Annotated in this window: 15 protein-coding genes and 4 tRNA genes; 18 read left to right on the forward strand and 1 reads right to left on the reverse strand. The window is 43.3% G+C overall.

Going from position 1 to position 17623, the window contains the following annotated elements; all coding sequences use genetic code 11:
- The first annotated feature begins 34 nt into the window (after nt 1-34).
- The 16 genes from ACLI08_RS05850 (at nt 35) to ACLI08_RS05925 (ending at nt 14724) form a co-directional block, all read left to right on the forward strand.
- Entirely contained in the window at nt 35-934 is a 900-nt protein-coding gene (locus ACLI08_RS05850) for a tyrosine-type recombinase/integrase (RefSeq protein WP_411427531.1), read from the forward strand.
- A gap of 36 nt (nt 935-970) precedes the next feature.
- Nucleotides 971-1273 carry a ribosome hibernation-promoting factor, HPF/YfiA family gene (gene hpf / locus ACLI08_RS05855; RefSeq protein WP_411427532.1) on the forward strand — a complete coding sequence of 101 codons (303 nt, stop codon included), beginning with the start codon at nt 971-973 and terminating at the stop codon, nt 1271-1273.
- A gap of 90 nt (nt 1274-1363) precedes the next feature.
- A tRNA-Thr gene (locus tag ACLI08_RS05860) sits at nt 1364-1437 on the forward strand.
- A 58-nt stretch (nt 1438-1495) separates the two neighbouring features.
- A tRNA-Tyr gene (locus ACLI08_RS05865) sits at nt 1496-1576 on the forward strand.
- An 86-nt stretch (nt 1577-1662) separates the two neighbouring features.
- A tRNA-Thr gene (locus tag ACLI08_RS05870) sits at nt 1663-1734 on the forward strand.
- A gap of 55 nt (nt 1735-1789) precedes the next feature.
- Nucleotides 1790-2977, forward strand: coding sequence for an elongation factor Tu (tuf, locus tag ACLI08_RS05875; protein WP_411427533.1), 1188 nt, complete (start codon nt 1790-1792; stop codon nt 2975-2977).
- Nucleotides 2978-3038: 61 nt separating this feature from the next.
- A tRNA-Trp gene (locus ACLI08_RS05880) sits at nt 3039-3109 on the forward strand.
- A gap of 31 nt (nt 3110-3140) precedes the next feature.
- On the forward strand, nt 3141-3335 hold the full coding sequence (secE, locus tag ACLI08_RS05885) for a preprotein translocase subunit SecE (protein WP_411427534.1): 195 nt from the start codon (nt 3141-3143) through the stop codon (nt 3333-3335).
- Nucleotides 3336-3346: 11 nt separating this feature from the next.
- The gene (gene nusG / locus ACLI08_RS05890; protein WP_411427535.1) at nt 3347-3898 is read left to right on the forward strand and encodes a transcription termination/antitermination protein NusG; all 552 of its coding nucleotides are present in this window, start codon (nt 3347-3349) and stop codon (nt 3896-3898) included.
- Between the two features lie 64 nt (nt 3899-3962).
- Entirely contained in the window at nt 3963-4400 is a 438-nt protein-coding gene (gene rplK, locus ACLI08_RS05895; RefSeq protein ID WP_411427536.1) for a 50S ribosomal protein L11, read from the forward strand.
- A 22-nt stretch (nt 4401-4422) separates the two neighbouring features.
- Nucleotides 4423-5112, forward strand: a complete 690-nt coding sequence (gene rplA / locus ACLI08_RS05900) for a 50S ribosomal protein L1 (RefSeq protein WP_411427537.1) — start codon at nt 4423-4425, stop codon at nt 5110-5112.
- A gap of 23 nt (nt 5113-5135) precedes the next feature.
- On the forward strand, nt 5136-5657 hold the full coding sequence (gene rplJ, locus ACLI08_RS05905) for a 50S ribosomal protein L10 (protein ID WP_411427538.1): 522 nt from the start codon (nt 5136-5138) through the stop codon (nt 5655-5657).
- A 55-nt stretch (nt 5658-5712) separates the two neighbouring features.
- On the forward strand, nt 5713-6087 hold the full coding sequence (gene rplL / locus ACLI08_RS05910; protein ID WP_411427539.1) for a 50S ribosomal protein L7/L12: 375 nt from the start codon (nt 5713-5715) through the stop codon (nt 6085-6087).
- Nucleotides 6088-6223: 136 nt separating this feature from the next.
- Nucleotides 6224-10036, forward strand: a complete 3813-nt coding sequence (gene rpoB, locus ACLI08_RS05915; protein ID WP_411427540.1) for a DNA-directed RNA polymerase subunit beta — start codon at nt 6224-6226, stop codon at nt 10034-10036.
- A gap of 71 nt (nt 10037-10107) precedes the next feature.
- The gene (gene rpoC, locus ACLI08_RS05920; RefSeq protein WP_411427541.1) at nt 10108-14406 is read left to right on the forward strand and encodes a DNA-directed RNA polymerase subunit beta'; all 4299 of its coding nucleotides are present in this window, start codon (nt 10108-10110) and stop codon (nt 14404-14406) included.
- 6 nt (nt 14407-14412) lie between these two features.
- Nucleotides 14413-14724 (forward strand): DUF3467 domain-containing protein, encoded by a 312-nt coding sequence (locus ACLI08_RS05925; protein WP_411427542.1) that lies wholly within the window; start codon nt 14413-14415, stop codon nt 14722-14724.
- A gap of 97 nt (nt 14725-14821) precedes the next feature.
- Here ACLI08_RS05925 and ACLI08_RS05930 read toward each other — a convergent pair whose 3' ends face one another.
- Nucleotides 14822-15229, reverse strand: a complete 408-nt coding sequence (locus ACLI08_RS05930; RefSeq protein ID WP_411427543.1) for a 5-fold beta-flower protein — start codon at nt 15227-15229, stop codon at nt 14822-14824.
- Nucleotides 15230-15376: 147 nt separating this feature from the next.
- On the opposite strand from ACLI08_RS05930, the gene ACLI08_RS05935 reads away from it, so the two are divergent.
- Entirely contained in the window at nt 15377-15829 is a 453-nt protein-coding gene (locus tag ACLI08_RS05935) for a hypothetical protein (RefSeq protein WP_411427544.1), read from the forward strand.
- A 157-nt stretch (nt 15830-15986) separates the two neighbouring features.
- Nucleotides 15987-17579, forward strand: coding sequence for a peptide chain release factor 3 (locus tag ACLI08_RS05940; protein WP_411427545.1), 1593 nt, complete (start codon nt 15987-15989; stop codon nt 17577-17579).
- The last annotated feature ends 44 nt before the right edge of the window (nt 17580-17623 follow it).

Genomic DNA, 17623 nt, shown 5'->3' on the forward strand with positions numbered 1-17623 from the left:
TTAACTTTGCTGTTAGCGGTTTTTTTATTTGTATATGGTTGATAACAAACAGGCTTTTGCAGACTATTTGCTAAAAGAAAAAAATTACAGCCCGCTTACAGCGCGTGCCTACCTGGACGACCTGTATGCGTTTGAAAAATTTATACAGCAGGAAGAACCCGCCGCGCAGCTTCATGAAGTGGTGTACGGGCAGGTGCGGGGCTGGATAATATATATGTCTGAAACCGAGGCTTTGGGTAACCGAAGCATTAACCGTAAAATTTCTTCGCTTAAATCGTTTTATAAATTCCTGCTGAAAATAAAACAGGTAACGGTAAACCCGTTACAAAAACACAAAGCACTTAAAACCGAAAAAAAAGTACTGGTTCCTTTTAGTGAGAAGGAAATGCAGGATGTGGTAACCGTTAATGATTTCCCTGCCGGGTTTGAAGGCGTGCGAAACAGGCTGGTGCTGGAGCTTTTTTATACCACCGGCATGCGCCGTGCCGAGCTTATAGGGCTTACATTAAACAGCTACGATGCGGGTAACGGCACTGTAAAGGTTTTAGGTAAGCGAAATAAAGAGCGCATAGTGCCGCTATTGCCTTGTACCATAGCGCTTTTAAAGGAGTATCTGCAGGCGCGCTCAGGGCTTGAGGAGGTGCAAAATCCCGAAATGTTAATTTTAAGCAACCGGGGCAAAAAACTTAACGAAACTTTTGTATATAGGTTAATAAATTGTTACTTTAGTGTTGTCTCCGCTAAGGTAAAAAGGAGTCCACACGTTCTACGGCACACTTTTGCCACACATTTATTAAACAACGGGGCCGATTTAAATTCAGTAAAAGAATTGCTGGGCCATGCAAGTTTAGCTTCTACCCAAGTATATACACACAGTAGCCTGGCAGAGCTAAAAGCGGTGTACAAAGGTGCACACCCGCGAAACGCGCAGTAGCAGTTCTTCATTGTTTAACCTAATTCTTTTTTTATTATGAAAGTAAACGTTCATGCGGTTAACTTTACAGTTGACAGAAAACTTGTTGGCTATGTACAAGGCAGGCTAGATAAGCTTGAGAAGTTTTATGACAGGGTGGTTTGTTCGGATGTTTTTTTTAAACTGGATAATACTAACCTGAAAGAAAACAAGATAGCGGAGGTTAAAATAAGTGTTCCGGGAGACGAGTTTATTGTAAAGAAGCAGTGTAAAACTTTTGAGGAGGCGGTAGAACTGGCGGCCGACTCTATGGAGCGTTTGCTAATGAAAAGAAAGCAAAAAATCAGGGCGACATCGTGATTTAAAATTTTTTTATGAAAAAGTTTTGATTAGAAAATAAATTGTCTACATTTGCAGTCCGTTAGAAATAGCGGACTTTTTTTATGAGTTGCCGGTGTAGCTCAGCTGGCTAGAGCAGCTGATTTGTAATCAGCAGGTCGTGGGTTCGAGTCCCTCCATCGGCTCAAAAAAAAACTTAGTTCATTTACATATTGGAACTGACTAGAAAAAGCAAAAAGGTTAGGGGAGATACTCAAGCGGCCAACGAGGACGGACTGTAAATCCGTTGGGAAACCTTCGCAGGTTCGAATCCTGCTCTCCCCACAAAAAAAATATTTTGAATATTAAAAATTGAATTGTAGTTTTGCGCCGCGATTCAGGTAAATGTTAATTTTCAAGATGCGCTAAAGGCCGGTGTAGCTCAGGGGTAGAGTGCTTCCTTGGTAAGGAAGAGGTCACGGGTTCAAATCCCGTCATTGGCTCAAAGTTTAAAAGAATTTGAACACTAATTATAAACTAAGATTAAATTATTAAATCATGGCAAAGGAAACTTTTGATAGGTCGAAGCCGCACCTTAACATAGGTACTATCGGGCACGTAGACCACGGTAAAACAACTTTGACTGCTGCTATCACTAAAGTTCTTGCTGATGCAGGTCTTTCTGAAGCTAAATCTTTCGATCAAATTGACAATGCTCCTGAAGAAAAAGAAAGGGGTATTACAATTAATACATCTCACGTAGAATATTCTACTCAAAACCGTCACTACGCTCACGTTGACTGTCCAGGTCACGCTGACTACGTTAAGAACATGGTTACTGGTGCTGCTCAGATGGACGGTGCTATCCTTGTAGTTGCTGCTACAGATGGTCCTATGCCACAAACTCGTGAGCACATCCTTCTTGGCCGTCAGGTAGGTGTGCCTCGTATCGTAGTATTCATGAACAAAGTGGATATGGTTGACGATGCTGAGCTACTTGAGCTAGTAGAAATGGAAATCCGTGACCTACTTTCTTTCTATCAGTATGATGGTGATAATGGTCCAGTTATCCAGGGTTCTGCTCTAGGTGCACTTAACGGTGAGCCGAAATGGGTTGATACAGTAATGCAACTTATGGCTGCTGTAGACGAGTGGATCGAGCTTCCTCAACGTGACGTTGATAAGCCATTCCTTATGCCTGTTGAAGACGTATTCACTATCACTGGTCGTGGTACTGTTGCTACAGGTCGTATCGAAACTGGTGTTGCTAACACAGGTGATCCGGTAGAAATCATCGGTATGGGTGCAGAAAAACTTACATCTACTATTACAGGTGTTGAGATGTTCCGTAAAATCCTTGACCGTGGTGAAGCTGGTGATAACGTAGGTCTTCTACTTCGTGGTATAGATAAAGCTGATATCCGTCGTGGTATGGTTATTATCAAGCCAGGATCTGTTAAGCCACACGCTCACTTCAAAGCTGAGGTTTATATCCTTAAGAAAGAAGAAGGTGGACGTCACACTCCATTCCACAACAACTACCGTCCTCAGTTCTATGTACGTACAACTGACGTAACTGGTACAATTTCTCTTCCAGCTGGTGTAGAGATGGTTATGCCTGGTGACAACCTTACTATCGAGGTTCAGCTACTTAGCCCTATCGCTCTAAGCATCGGTCTACGTTTCGCTATCCGTGAGGGTGGTCGTACAGTAGGTGCTGGTCAGGTTACTGAAATCCTAGACTAATTATAGTCTTAAATAAATAAAGAAACCGGCTGGTGACTTTACCGGCCGGTTTTTTAATCAAACGGGTGTAGTTCAAGGGTAGAATAGCGGTCTCCAAAACCGTTGATGGGGGTTCGAATCCCTCCACCCGTGCAAATAAAGCAAATTTAAAACGCGATATACAATGAAATTAACCAATTATATATCTGAGGCATTTACTGAGCTTAAAGAAAACGTAACCTGGCCTGAATGGGCAGAAGTGCAACGCCTTACCATTATTGTGGCTGTATTCTCAGTAATATTTGCCCTTATAACTTTTGGTGTTGATAAAGGTTTCGAAGTTGTCGTAGCTAAGTTGTATGCTTTCATAAAACAATAATTTTATTTGAGATGACTGATAACAATGTCAAAAAATGGTATGTGGTTAGAGCGGTAAGCGGTCAGGAGAATAAAGTTAAAAACTACATAGAAACAGAAATTAGTAAAGCCGGCCTTTCTGATTACGTGTCGCAGGTACTGGTACCAACCGAAAAGGTTGTTCAGGTACGCGATGGTAAGAAAATCAGTAAAGACAGGGTTTACTTTCCTGGTTATGTAATGATTGAAGCTAACCTAACCGGAGAAGTTCCCCACATTATAAAATCTATTACCGGAGTTATTGGTTTCCTTGGAGAAACCAAAGGCGGCGATGCTGTGCCACTTAGGGCTACCGAGGTAAACAGGATGCTGGGTAAAGTAGATGAGCTTACTGTAAAAGTAGACAACGGTGCAATACCATACGCGGTTGGCGAAACAGTAAAAGTAATCGACGGACCTTTTAACGGCTTTAACGGCACGGTAGAAAAGGTTAACGAAGAAAAGCGTAAGCTGGAAGTTATGGTGAAAATCTTCGGAAGGAAGACCCCGCTGGAACTAAGCTTTATGCAGGTTGAAAAAGTATAATTATACAATTATTTATAAATCACATCCTCGCTTCCAATTGATGATGTGCTAATCTTTTAAAGAAATGGCTAAAGAAATTAGTAAAGTAGTAAAACTACAAGTTAAGGGAGGTGCTGCGAATCCGTCGCCACCGGTAGGACCTGCTTTGGGAGCTGCGGGCGTTAACATCATGGAGTTCTGTAAGCAGTTTAATGCAAGGACTCAGGATAAGCCCGGTAAAGTATTACCAGTACAAATTACTGTGTACAAAGACAAGTCTTTCGAGTTTGTTGTAAAAACGCCTCCTGCTGCAATCCAGCTTTTAGAAGCTGCAAAAATCAAAGGTGGTTCAGGTCAGCCTAACCGTAAGAAGGTGGCTAGCGTAACCTGGGATCAAATCAGGGCTATTGCTGAAGACAAAATGCCAGACCTTAACGCTTTCACAATAGAGAAAGCTATGAGTATGGTAGCTGGTACAGCAAGGTCTATGGGTATAACCGTATCAGGCGCAGCTCCTTTTTAATCGTTAAAAAGACAAGAAAGAAATGGCAAAATTGACAAAAAAACAGAAAGAAGCTGCTGCTAAAATCGAAAAAGGTAAGCTTTACTCTCTTAAAGATGCTGCTGCATTAATTAAGACTGTAGCTACCGCTAAATTTGATGAATCAGTAGATATCGCGGTTCGCCTTGGTGTAGATCCTAGAAAAGCAAACCAGATGGTAAGGGGTGTAGTAACACTTCCTCACGGTACAGGTAAAGATGTAAGGGTACTTGCCCTTGTAACTCCAGATAAAGAGGCTGAAGCTAAAGCTGCCGGTGCAGACTTTGTAGGTCTTGATGATTACCTTCAAAAAATTAAAGACGGCTGGACAGACGTAGATGTAATCATCACCGTTCCTGCTGTTATGGGTAAGCTAGGTCCTCTAGGTAGGATTCTTGGTCCTCGTGGCCTTATGCCAAACCCTAAAACTGGTACTGTAACAATGGAAGTTGGTAAAGCAGTTCAGGAAGTTAAAGCTGGTAAAATCGACTTTAAAGTAGATAAAACAGGTATAGTACACGCCGGTATCGGTAAAGTATCTTTCGAGGCAGATAAAATTGCTGAGAATGCTCACGAAATTATCCAAACATTAATTAAACTTAAACCAGTTGCGGCTAAAGGTACTTACATTAAAGGTATCCACCTTTCTAGTACTATGAGCCCGGCTATCGCTCTAGATCCTAAGGCGGTATAATTGGTAGTTAAAAAGTTTTTACCATGACAAAAGAACAAAAATCAAGCGTAATTAAAGATTTAACTGCACAGTTAGCCGAAGCAAACGTAGTATATGTTGCTGATATATCTGGTCTTGATGCAGAGACTACTTCTAACCTTAGGAGGGCTTGTTTTAAAGCCGGTATTAAGCTTGAGGTAGTTAAAAACACCCTGCTTGAAAAAGCAATGGAAATTGCTGAGAACGATTACAGCGATCTTCCAACAATACTTAAAGGTAACACGGCAATCCTTATATCTGACAACGGTAACGCACCTGCAAAGGTTATAAAAGAGTTCCGCAAAAAGTCAGACAAGCCTATCCTTAAAGGTGCTTACATCCACGAAGCGGTATTTATTGGTGACAACCAGCTTGATGCTCTTGTTGCTCTTAAATCGAAAGAAGAAGTTATCGGCGAAATCATCGGCCTTCTTCAATCGCCTGCTAAAAATGTTGTTAGCGCTCTTAAATCAGGCGGAGGCAAAATTGCAGGTATCCTTAAAACCCTTTCTGAAAAGGAAGGTTAATCGCAGAACGCACTTAATAAATCATATTTTACAAACTATTTAAAACGATAGAAAAATGGCAGATTTGAAACAATTCGCTGAACAACTAGTTAACCTAACAGTTAAAGAAGTTAACGAACTTGCAAACATACTAAAAGAAGAGTACGGTATTGAGCCTGCAGCTGCTGCTGTAGTTGCTGGTCCTGCTGCTGCTTCTGATGCTCCTGCTGCTGCTGAGCAAACTGAATTTACAGTAGTTCTTAAAGATGCTGGTGCTTCTAAGCTTGGTGTTGTTAAAGCTGTTAAAGAGCTTACAGGCCTAGGTCTTAAAGAAGCTAAAGATCTTGTAGATAGCGCTCCTGCTAACGTAAAAGAAGCTGTATCTAAAGACGAAGCTGAAGGTCTTAAAAAAGCCCTTGAAGAAGCTGGTGCTGTTGTAGAGCTTAAATAAGCTTTTAGCGTATAAAACCTAAGGTTTAGGCCTTGAGAAGGAATCTCAATGGCCTAAACCATTTTTCGTATAATAAACTTTTTTAAATTATACGAAGCCATTTTACTTATACTTTAAATATAAATTTTGTCCATTGATGATAACAAATCAGACTGAAAGAATAAGTTTTGCCTCGACGAAGAACATTCCGAGCTACCCGGACTTCCTTGACATTCAGATAAAGTCGTTCAAGGATTTCTTCCAGCTGGAAACCAAGTCGGATGAAAGGGGCAATGAAGGTCTTTACAACACCTTCAAGGAAAACTTTCCGATTACTGATACCCGCAATCAGTTTGTACTGGAGTTTCTCGATTATTTTGTAGACCCGCCAAGGTACTCTATCGAGGAGTGTATAGACAGGGGACTTACTTACAGCGTGCCCCTAAAGGCGCGTTTAAAGCTTTACTGTACAGACCCTGAACATGAAGATTTTGAAACTATTGTACAGGACGTTTACCTGGGTACCATTCCGTACATGACTCCAAGCGGTACGTTTGTTATCAACGGTGCCGAACGTGTTGTTGTTTCTCAGCTTCACAGATCACCGGGTGTATTCTTTGGTCAGTCGTTCCACGCAAACGGAACAAAACTATACTCTGCCAGGGTAATCCCTTTTAAAGGTTCTTGGATTGAGTTTGCTACCGATATAAATAATGTGATGTACGCGTACATCGACAGGAAGAAAAAACTTCCTGTAACTACACTTTTCCGCGCCATCGGTTTTGAAAGGGATAAGGATATCCTTGAAATATTTGACCTTGCGGAAGAGCTTAAAGTGTCTAAAAGCAGCCTTAAAAAATACATAGGCCGCAGGCTTGCCGCACGTGTACTTAATACATGGCACGAAGACTTCGTAGACGAAGATACTGGTGAAGTGGTATCGATAGAGCGTAACGAGATTATCCTTGACCGTGATACTATCCTTGATAAGGATAACGTAGAGGAAATCCTGGAGGCTAACGTTAAGAGTATCCTTCTTCATAAAGAGGATAACAACCAGGCCGATTACGCGATTATCCATAACACGCTGCAAAAAGACCCTACAAACTCTGAAAAAGAAGCTGTAGAGCACATTTACCGTCAGCTGCGTAATGCAGAACCACCTGATGAGGAAACGGCTCGTGGCATTATAGATAAACTGTTCTTCTCTGACCAGCGCTACAACCTTGGTGATGTAGGCCGTTACAGGATGAACAAGAAACTTAACCTGGACATCCCTATGGATAAGCAAGTGCTTACCAAAGAGGATATCATTACCATAGTTAAGTACCTTATAGAGCTGATTAACTCTAAGGCTGAGATTGATGATATTGACCACCTTTCTAACCGTCGTGTACGTACGGTGGGTGAGCAGTTGTCTGCACAGTTTGGCGTAGGTCTTGCCCGTATGGCACGTACCATCCGCGAGCGTATGAACGTAAGGGATAACGAGGTATTTACCCCGATAGACCTTATTAACGCTAAAACGCTGAGCAGTGTTATTAACTCATTCTTTGGTACAAACCAGCTTTCTCAGTTCATGGACCAAACCAATCCACTTGCTGAGATTACCCACAAGCGTAGGCTTTCTGCTCTAGGTCCGGGTGGTCTTTCTAGGGAGAGGGCAGGTTTCGAGGTTCGAGACGTTCACTATACACACTATGGCCGTCTATGTCCTATCGAAACGCCTGAAGGTCCGAACATTGGTCTTATCTCTTCTTTGAGTGTATATGCCAAAGTAAACGGTATGGGCTTTATAGAAACGCCTTACCGCAAAGTGGTAGACGGTAAAGTAGACCTGGAAACAGAACCAATTTACCTGAGCGCAGAAGAAGAAGAAGGCAAACTGATTGCACAGGCAAACATTGACATGGACAATGTGGGTGTGATTACTGCAGAGAGGGTTATTGCCCGTGAGGAAGGTGACTTCCCGGTGGTAGAGCCAAACGTGGTACATTATACAGACGTTGCACCAAACCAGATTGCCTCTATATCAGCATCGCTGATTCCGTTCCTTGAGCACGATGACGCGAACCGTGCGCTGATGGGCTCTAACATGATGCGCCAGGCCGTACCATTGTTACGTCCTGATTCGCCAATCGTGGGTACCGGCCTTGAGCGCCAGGTAGCTTCAGACTCTCGTGTACTTATTAATGCTGAAGGGCATGGTACTGTAGAGTATGTAGATGCTGATAAAATTACTATTAAGTATGACCGTACAGATCGTGAAAGAAGCGTAAGCTTTGATCCGGACGAGAAAACATATTTCCTTATCAAGTTCCGTAAAACGAACCAAAGTACCAGTATTAACCTTAAACCTATTGTTCGTAAGGGCGACAGGGTGGCTCCGGGCCAGGTACTGTGCGAGGGTTACGCTACACAAAATGGTGAACTTGCTCTTGGTCGTAACCTACTTGTGGCGTTCATGCCTTGGAAAGGGTACAACTTTGAGGATGCGATTGTAATTTCTGAAAAGGTAGTGCGTGATGATATATTCACCTCTATCCACGTAGATGATTACTCGCTTGAAGTAAGGGATACTAAACTGGGTAATGAAGAACTTACCAATGATATACCGAACGTATCTGAAGAGGCTACTAAAGACCTTGATGAGAACGGTATGATTAGGATTGGTGCAGAGGTGAAGCCTGGCGATATCCTTATAGGTAAAATTACCCCTAAAGGTGAATCAGACCCTACGCCAGAAGAAAAACTACTTCGCGCCATCTTTGGTGACAAGGCAGGTGATGTTAAAGATGCTTCATTAAAAGCGTCTCCGTCACTTCATGGTGTGGTTCTTGATAAGAAACTATTCGCCCGCGCTGTAAAAGACAAGCGTAAGCGTACTAAAGATAAAGACGATCTTACTAAGCTGGAGATGGACTTTGAAGTGAAGTTCAACGAGCTTAAAGACAGGTTGATTGAAAAACTGTTTGAGATTGTAAATGGTAAAACATCTCAGGGTGTAATGAATGACCTTGGCGAAGAAGTTCTTCCAAAAGGTAAGAAGTTTACCCAAAAGATGCTGTATGCGGTAGAAGATTTTGCGCACCTTACAAAAGGCCAGTGGACCACAGATGATGACACTAACGCCATGGTGAACGACCTTGTACACAACTACAAAATTAAACTGAACGACCTTCAGGGTGCACTAAGGAGAGAGAAATTCACTATTACAGTGGGTGATGAGCTTCCTAGCGGTATCCTTAAGCTTGCCAAAGTTTACATTGCTAAAAAGCGTAAACTGAAAGTGGGTGATAAAATGGCGGGTCGTCACGGTAACAAAGGTATTGTATCAAGGATTGTACGTGCAGAAGACATGCCGTTCCTTGCAGACGGTACTCCGGTAGATATCGTTCTTAACCCGCTGGGTGTACCTTCGCGTATGAACATCGGTCAGATTTATGAAACCGTTCTTGGATGGGCAGGCCTTAAACTGGGCAAGAAGTTTGCAACACCAATTTTTGATGGTGCATCTTTAGACCAGATTAATGCACTTACTGATGAAGCAGGTATACCTCGTTTCGGCCACACGTACCTGTACGATGGTGGTACCGGTGAGCGTTTCCACCAGCCGGCTACTGTAGGGGTTATTTACATGCTTAAACTGGGCCACATGGTTGATGATAAGATGCACGCCCGTTCTATCGGTCCGTACTCGCTTATTACACAGCAGCCACTTGGTGGTAAGGCGCAGTTTGGTGGTCAGCGTTTTGGTGAGATGGAGGTGTGGGCTCTTGAGGCCTACGGTGCATCGAGCACGCTACGCGAAATCCTTACAGTGAAATCAGATGACGTAATCGGTAGGGCTAAAACTTACGAAGCTATCGTTAAGGGAGAAACCATGCCTGAACCGGGCTTACCAGAATCGTTCAACGTATTGATGCACGAACTGAAAGGTCTGGGTCTGGACATCAGATTAGAAGAATAATTTATTACGGCAGCGGTGCTACGGCACTGCTGTCTTTTCATACTTTTAAATAATTTGGTAGATTTCATATCATGACAAAATTAAAAGATAAGAATACCGTAAAAAGGTTTAACAAAATTTCGATAGGCCTTGCGTCTCCGGAATCCATCCTTGCAGAATCAAGGGGTGAGGTACTAAAGCCGGAAACCATTAACTATCGTACACACAAACCAGAAAGGGATGGCCTTTTCTGTGAGCGTATATTCGGTCCTGTAAAAGACTTTGAATGTGCGTGTGGTAAGTACAAAAGAATCCGTTATAAAGGGATTGTTTGTGACCGATGCGGTGTTGAAGTTACTGAGAAAAAAGTACGTCGTGACAGGGTAGGGCATATCAACCTTGTAGTGCCTATTGCACACATATGGTATTTCCGTTCACTGCCAAACAAAATAGGCTATCTTCTTGGCCTTCCGTCTAAAAAGCTGGACATGATTATATACTATGAAAGGTATGTAGTTATTCAGCCGGGTATTGCTAAAAACCCAGACGGTACCACGCTTCATGAGCTGGACTTCCTTACTGAGGAAGAATACATAAACATCCAGGATACGCTTCCTATGGAGAACCAGTTCCTTGATGACACTGACCCTAATAAGTTTATTGCTAAAATGGGCGCAGAGTGTATCATGGACCTGCTTGCACGCATAGATCTTGATGCGCTTTCGTATCAGCTACGCCACAGTGCAAACAATGAAACGTCTAAACAACGTAAAACCGAAGCGCTTAAAAGGCTACAGGTAGTGGAATCATTCCGCGAAAGTAACTTTAACAGGGAAAACCGCCCAGAGTGGATGATCCTTAAAGTTATACCGGTTATCCCACCAGAGCTTCGTCCGCTAGTGCCGCTGGATGGTGGCCGTTTCGCTACGTCTGACCTTAACGACCTTTACAGAAGGGTTATTATACGTAACAACCGTCTTAAAAGGCTTATGGAGATTAAAGCTCCTGAGGTTATCCTTCGTAACGAAAAGCGTATGCTACAGGAATCTGTAGATTCACTATTTGATAACACAAGGAAAGCTTCTGCTGTAAAAACAGAAAGCAACAGGCCGCTTAAGTCACTTTCTGATTCACTTAAAGGTAAACAAGGTCGTTTCCGTCAAAACCTACTAGGTAAGCGTGTAGATTACTCTGCGCGTTCGGTAATCGTCGTTGGTCCTGAAATGAAACTGTACGAGTGTGGTCTTCCTAAAGATATGGCTGCCGAGCTGTACAAACCGTTTGTTATCCGTAAGCTTATAGAGCGCGGTATCGTTAAAACGGTAAAATCGGCTAAAAAGATCATCGACAAAAAAGAGCCGGTGGTATGGGATATCCTTGAAAACGTAATTAAAGGTCACCCGGTACTACTAAACCGTGCTCCTACGCTTCACAGACTAGGTATCCAGGCATTCCAGCCTATGCTTATAGAAGGTAAAGCTATCCGTCTTCACCCACTTGTATGTACGGCGTTTAACGCTGACTTTGATGGTGACCAGATGGCGGTTCACCTTCCGCTTGGCCCGGAGGCCATACTAGAGGCGCAGTTGTTAATGCTTGCATCGCACAACATTCTTAACCCGGCTAACGGTGCTCCTATTACCGTACCTTCTCAGGACATGGTACTGGGTCTGTATTACATGACCAAAGAGCGCCTGTCTACCGAAACCCTTAAAATTAAAGGTGAAGGTCTTACCTTCTATTCGGCAGAAGAGGTTAACATTGCTATAAATGAAGGCAGGCTTGATCTTAACGCCCGTGTAAAAATACGTGCTAAAGATTTTAATGATAAAGGTGAACTTGTTTACCAAATCATACAAACTACTGCAGGTAGGGTACTGTTTAACGAGGTGGTACCAGAGGCAGCAGGTTACATTAACGAAATCCTTACCAAGAAATCACTTAGGGATATCATTGGTAGAATTCTTAATGCTACAGATGTACCTACTACCGCAGCGTTCCTTGATAACATGAAAGACATGGGTTACCGTTTCGCATTCCGCGGAGGTCTGTCGTTCAGCTTAGGTGATATTATTATCCCGCCGCGCAAGCAGGAGCTTATTGCAGAGGCTAACGAGCAGGTTGAAGGTATTACCATGAACTATAACATGGGTCTTATTACCAATAACGAGCGTTACAACCAGGTTATTGATATATGGACTTCTACTAACGCCACACTTACAGAGCTTGCCATGAAAAACATCCGCGAAGACCAGCAAGGTTTCAACTCGGTGTTCATGATGCTAGACTCAGGAGCGAGGGGTAGTAAGGAGCAGATCCGTCAGCTTACCGGTATGCGTGGTCTTATGGCTAAGCCTAAGAAATCAACTGCCGGAGGTGGTGAAATTATTGAAAACCCGATTCTTTCTAACTTTAAGGAAGGTCTTTCAATCCTTGAGTACTTCATTTCTACCCACGGTGCCCGTAAGGGTCTTGCGGATACGGCGCTTAAAACGGCTGACGCGGGTTACCTTACACGTAGGCTTCATGACGTAGCTCAGGACGTTATTGTTAACTCTGTAGACTGTGGTACACTACGTGGTATTGAGGTTACAGCGCTTAAGAAAAACGAAGAAATTGTAGAAAGCCTTGGCGAAAGGATACTGGGCCGTGTAGCACTTAACGATGTGGTAAACCCACTAACAGGTGAAGTACTTGCTGCTGCAGGTGAGCATATTACCGAAGCCGAAGTACGCGCCATTAATGCTGCCCCTATAGATAGCGTAGAAGTACGCTCTCCACTAACTTGTGAGGCTAAAAAAGGTATTTGTGCCAAGTGTTACGGACGTAACCTTGCTACAGGTAAAATGACTCAGAAGGGTGAAGCTGTAGGTGTTATTGCTGCACAGTCTATTGGTGAACCGGGTACACAGCTTACACTACGTACGTTCCACGTTGGTGGTGTTGCGGGTGGTATCTCGGAAGAATCAAGCATCGTTACACGTTTTGCAGGTCGTCTTGAAATAGAAGATCTTAAAACAGTTAAGGGTGAAGATAACGAAGGTAACATTATAGATATTGTAATTTCTCGTTCTACAGAGCTTAAGCTTGTAGATGTTAATACCGGTATAGTGCTTAATACGCACAACATACCTTACGGTAGCAGCATCTTTGTAAAAGACGGCGAAGTTGTAGATAAAGGAGCTATAATATGTAAGTGGGACCCGTATAACGGTGTTATTATCTCTGAGTTTACCGGTAAGGTAGCTTACGAAGATATAGAGCAAGGTCAGTCGTTTATTGTAGAAATTGACGAACAGACCGGCTTCCAGGAGAAAGTAATCTCTGAAGCGCGTAACAAAAAGCTTATCCCTACGCTACTTATTTATGGTAACGATGGCGAGCTTATCCGTTCGTACAACCTACCGGTAGGTGCCCACCTTATGGTAGATAATGGAGAAAAAATCAAGGCTGGTAAAATCCTTGTAAAAATACCAAGGCGTTCGTCTAAAGCAGGCGATATTACAGGAGGTCTTCCTAGGATTACAGAGCTTCTTGAAGCACGTAACCCAAGTAACCCTGCTGTGGTATCTGAAATTGACGGTGTGGTATCGTTCGGTAAAATCAAGAGGGGTAACCGCGAGATTGTTATCGAGTCGAAATTCGGTGAAATCAAGAAATATCTTGTAAAACTGTCTAACCAAATCCTAGTACAGGAGAATGACTTTGTTAAAGCCGGTATGCCACTGTCTGACGGTGCTATTACCCCTGAGGATATCCTTAGGATTAAAGGCCCATCTGCAGTACAGCAGTACCTTGTAAACGAAATTCAGGAGGTATACCGCCTTCAGGGTGTAAAAATCAACGATAAGCACTTTGAGGTTGTAATCCGCCAAATGATGCGTAAGGTAAGAATCGAGGATCCGGGAGATACCCTGTTCCTGGAAGACCAGCTGGCACACACTGCCGACTTTATTGAAGAAAACGATAAGCTATACGGTATGAAGTTTGTTGAGGACGCAGGTGACTCGCAAAACCTTAAACCGGGCCAGATTGTAACGCCACGTCAGCTACGCGATGAGAACTCTATACTTAAGCGTAATGACCAAAACCTGGTTGTAGCCCGCGATGTTATCCCGGCTACTGCTACACCTGTACTACAGGGTATTACCAGGGCGTCGCTACAAACTAAGTCGTTTATCTCTGCAGCATCGTTCCAGGAAACAACAAAAGTACTAAACGAAGCCGCTGTTGCCGGTAAGGTAGACTTCCTTGAAGGCCTTAAAGAGAACGTAATCGTGGGTCACCGCATTCCTGCAGGTACAGGTATGAGGGATTATGATAACACTATTGTAGGTTCTAAAGAAGAATACAACGAATTGCTTACGCCAAAAGAAGAATTTAATTTCTAATAAGCTATGAGCGATCAAAAACCGCAACAGGCACAGCTAAGCATAGAGCTGGATGAACAGGTGGCAGAGGGCACTTACAGTAACCTTGCCATTATTAACCACTCGCCGACAGAGTTTATACTTGATTTTGTAAACATTATGCCGGGTATGCCAAAAGCTAAAGTAAAATCGCGTATAGTGCTTACGCCACAGCATGCCAAAAGGCTGCTGAAAGCACTTGCCGAAAACGTACACCGTTATGAAAGTGCCCACGGCATTATTACCGAAACAGAGGCGCCTCATGTGCCGCTAAATTTCGGTCCTGCCGGCCAGGCCTAAACCATATAAAAACCCACTCGAAAGAGTGGGTTTTTTGTTTTTATGCGTTTCGGGTTTTTTAATGTGCCGTTAGTCAATGCTGTATGCATAATGATATTTAAAACTTCACAAAGAAGAATGCTACAGCCGCCCATTCCTTTTTTATACCCCGGGCATAGCCCAGTGTGCTGTGGCTGCTGTTTTCTACTGTGCCATCACTTTTAATGTAGCCTATTGTGCTGTGGCTGCTGTTTTCTACGGTGCCATCGCTCTTTACGTAGCCTACGGTGCTATGGCTTCGGTTTTCTATGGTACCATCGCTTTTAATGTAGCCTATGGTACTATGGCTGCGGTCTTCTATGGTACCATCGCTTTTAATGTAGCCCGTGGTGCTGTGGCTACTGTTTTCTATGGTGCCATCGCTTTTAATGTACCCTGTGGTACTGTGGCTGCCGGATTCAATGGTTTGTGCTTTTGCGCCTATCCCGCAAAGGGCGAAGGTAGCGATAAAGAAAAGTTTTCTCATGCTTAAAACGTATTTAAATGGTTAGTTTAAGGGCTTTTGTATCCCCGATTTAAGGACAAGGTACGAAATAAATAATAGTAACAGCTCATCTGCTTAGTTAGGGTAAAAGGATTATATTAGTAGAAAAAAGCAACCATAATAATCTGTATGAAACGTTTATTCATTCTTTTTGCCTGCCTGGTCGTATTTTCGTGTTCAGATAAAGAATCAGAGGTAAGTACCAATGTTAATGAACTTAGTGAATTTATAAATCTTCCGGCAAAACCTTTATCGGTTAAATGGGCATACCGGCGTTCCGGGAATGGCCTATTAGGCCCCAGTGATTACGCAATCACGGCTGTAATAAAGCTAAACGATGCCGACTTTAAGGAACTCAGAACCAAGTATAAATTAGAAGCAGCCCACTACGCAGACCGCACTAAAGACTTTGTAAAGGATTGGTTTCCACAGTCGGTTAAAAACTGCATAAAAGATAACGGGAGTTTTGTTTCTGTAGTTGTTTGGGAAAACCCCAAAGAGTTTGAAAAATCGCCTTTAGTTAATGGTTACTGTTTTTTTACCAACAACAACGAAGTGTTTGTGTATATGTTTACCACATAATCCTGATGACACAGATTTGCAGTCCTTGCTAACGGGAGATTAGCATAGAACCTCCAACCTCGGACTTCGGACTTTGAACTTTCCACTTTATGACTTTCCACTTTATGACTTTCCAACATAAAACCGTACCTTTGCGCCCTGAAAATTAAGCACACCTATGAGTTTTACAGACGAGATTGCACGCAGGCGAACCTTTGGCATTATATCCCACCCCGATGCGGGTAAAACAACCCTAACCGAAAAGCTACTACTTTTTGGTGGTGCCATTCAGGAAGCCGGTGCCGTAAAGAGCAACAAAATTAAGAAAGGCGCTACGAGCGACTTTATGGAAATAGAGCGCCAGCGTGGTATCTCGGTAGCTACATCGGTGCTTGCGTTTAATTACAAAGACAAAAAAATCAACATCCTGGATACCCCGGGTCACAAGGATTTTGCCGAAGACACTTTCCGTACGCTTACCGCTGTAGATAGTGTTATTGTGGTGATAGACGTGGCAAAAGGTGTGGAGGAACAAACTGAAAAACTGGTTCAGGTATGCCGTATGCGTAACATACCCATGCTGGTTTTTATAAACAAGCTGGACAGGGAAGGTAAAGACGCATTTGACCTTATGGACGAAGTGGAGCAAAAGCTGGGGCTTAAAGTTACCCCGCTGAGTTTCCCTATAGGTATGGGCTACGATTTTCAGGGTATTTACAACATTTGGGAAAAAAACATTAACCTCTTTAGTGGCGACAGCCGTAAAGACATAGAGGAAACCATAGCGTTTGACGATATTAACGCCCCGGAGCTGGAAGGCATTATTGGCGCCAAGCCGGCACAAAAGCTGCGCGAGGAACTGGAGCTGATTTCAGAGGTATATCCTCCGTTTAACCGCGAGCAGTACCTGGAAGGGCAGCTGCAACCGGTATTCTTCGGTTCGGCATTAAATAACTTTGGTGTGCGCGAATTGCTGGATTGCTTTATAGAAATAGCACCAACACCACGCCCTAAAGAAAGCGATACCCGCCTGGTAGCGCCAGATGAAAAGAAATTTAGTGGCTTTGTGTTTAAAATCCATGCCAATATGGATCCTAAGCACCGCGACCGCCTTGCGTTTGTAAAAATAGTGTCGGGTACTTTTGAAAGGAACAAGCCGTACCTGCACGTACGCCAGGGCAAAAACCTTAAATTCAGCAGCCCGAACGCGTTTTTTGCAGAAAAAAAAGAAATTGTAGACATATCGTACCCGGGAGATATTGTGGGGCTTCATGATACGGGCAACTTTAAAATAGGTGATACCCTTACCGAAGGCGAAAACATGAGCTTTAAAGGTATTCCGGCGTTTTCACCGGAGCATTTCCGCTATATTAACAATGCCGACCCTATGAAGGCCAAGCAGCTGGAAAAAGGTATAGACCAGCTTATGGACGAGGGTGTGGCGCAGCTCTTTACCCTGGAGCTAAACAACCGTAAGGTTATAGGTACCGTGGGTGCACTGCAGTACGAGGTTATTCAGTACAGGCTGGAGCACGAATACGGGGCCAAGTGTAGCTACGAAAACTTCCCGGCATATAAGGCGTGCTGGGTAAGGCCTGAGGATCCTAAAAACGAAGAGTTTGCAGAGTTTTGCAGGATTAAGCAGAAGTTTATGGCTAAGGATAAATACGGCCAGCTGGTGTTCCTTGCCGATTCTGAGTTTTCTATACAAATGGCACAGCAAAAATACCCAAGCGTAAAACTGTTCTTTACGTCTGAAGAAATAAAATAAATATTGAAGCTCCCGCAACGGGAGCTTTTTTTTATGCCCGCAAG

Origin of the sequence: Flavobacterium sp. RNTU_13 (genome assembly GCF_046614455.1) — a bacterium.
Taxonomy (GTDB): Bacteria; Bacteroidota; Bacteroidia; order Flavobacteriales; family Flavobacteriaceae; genus Flavobacterium.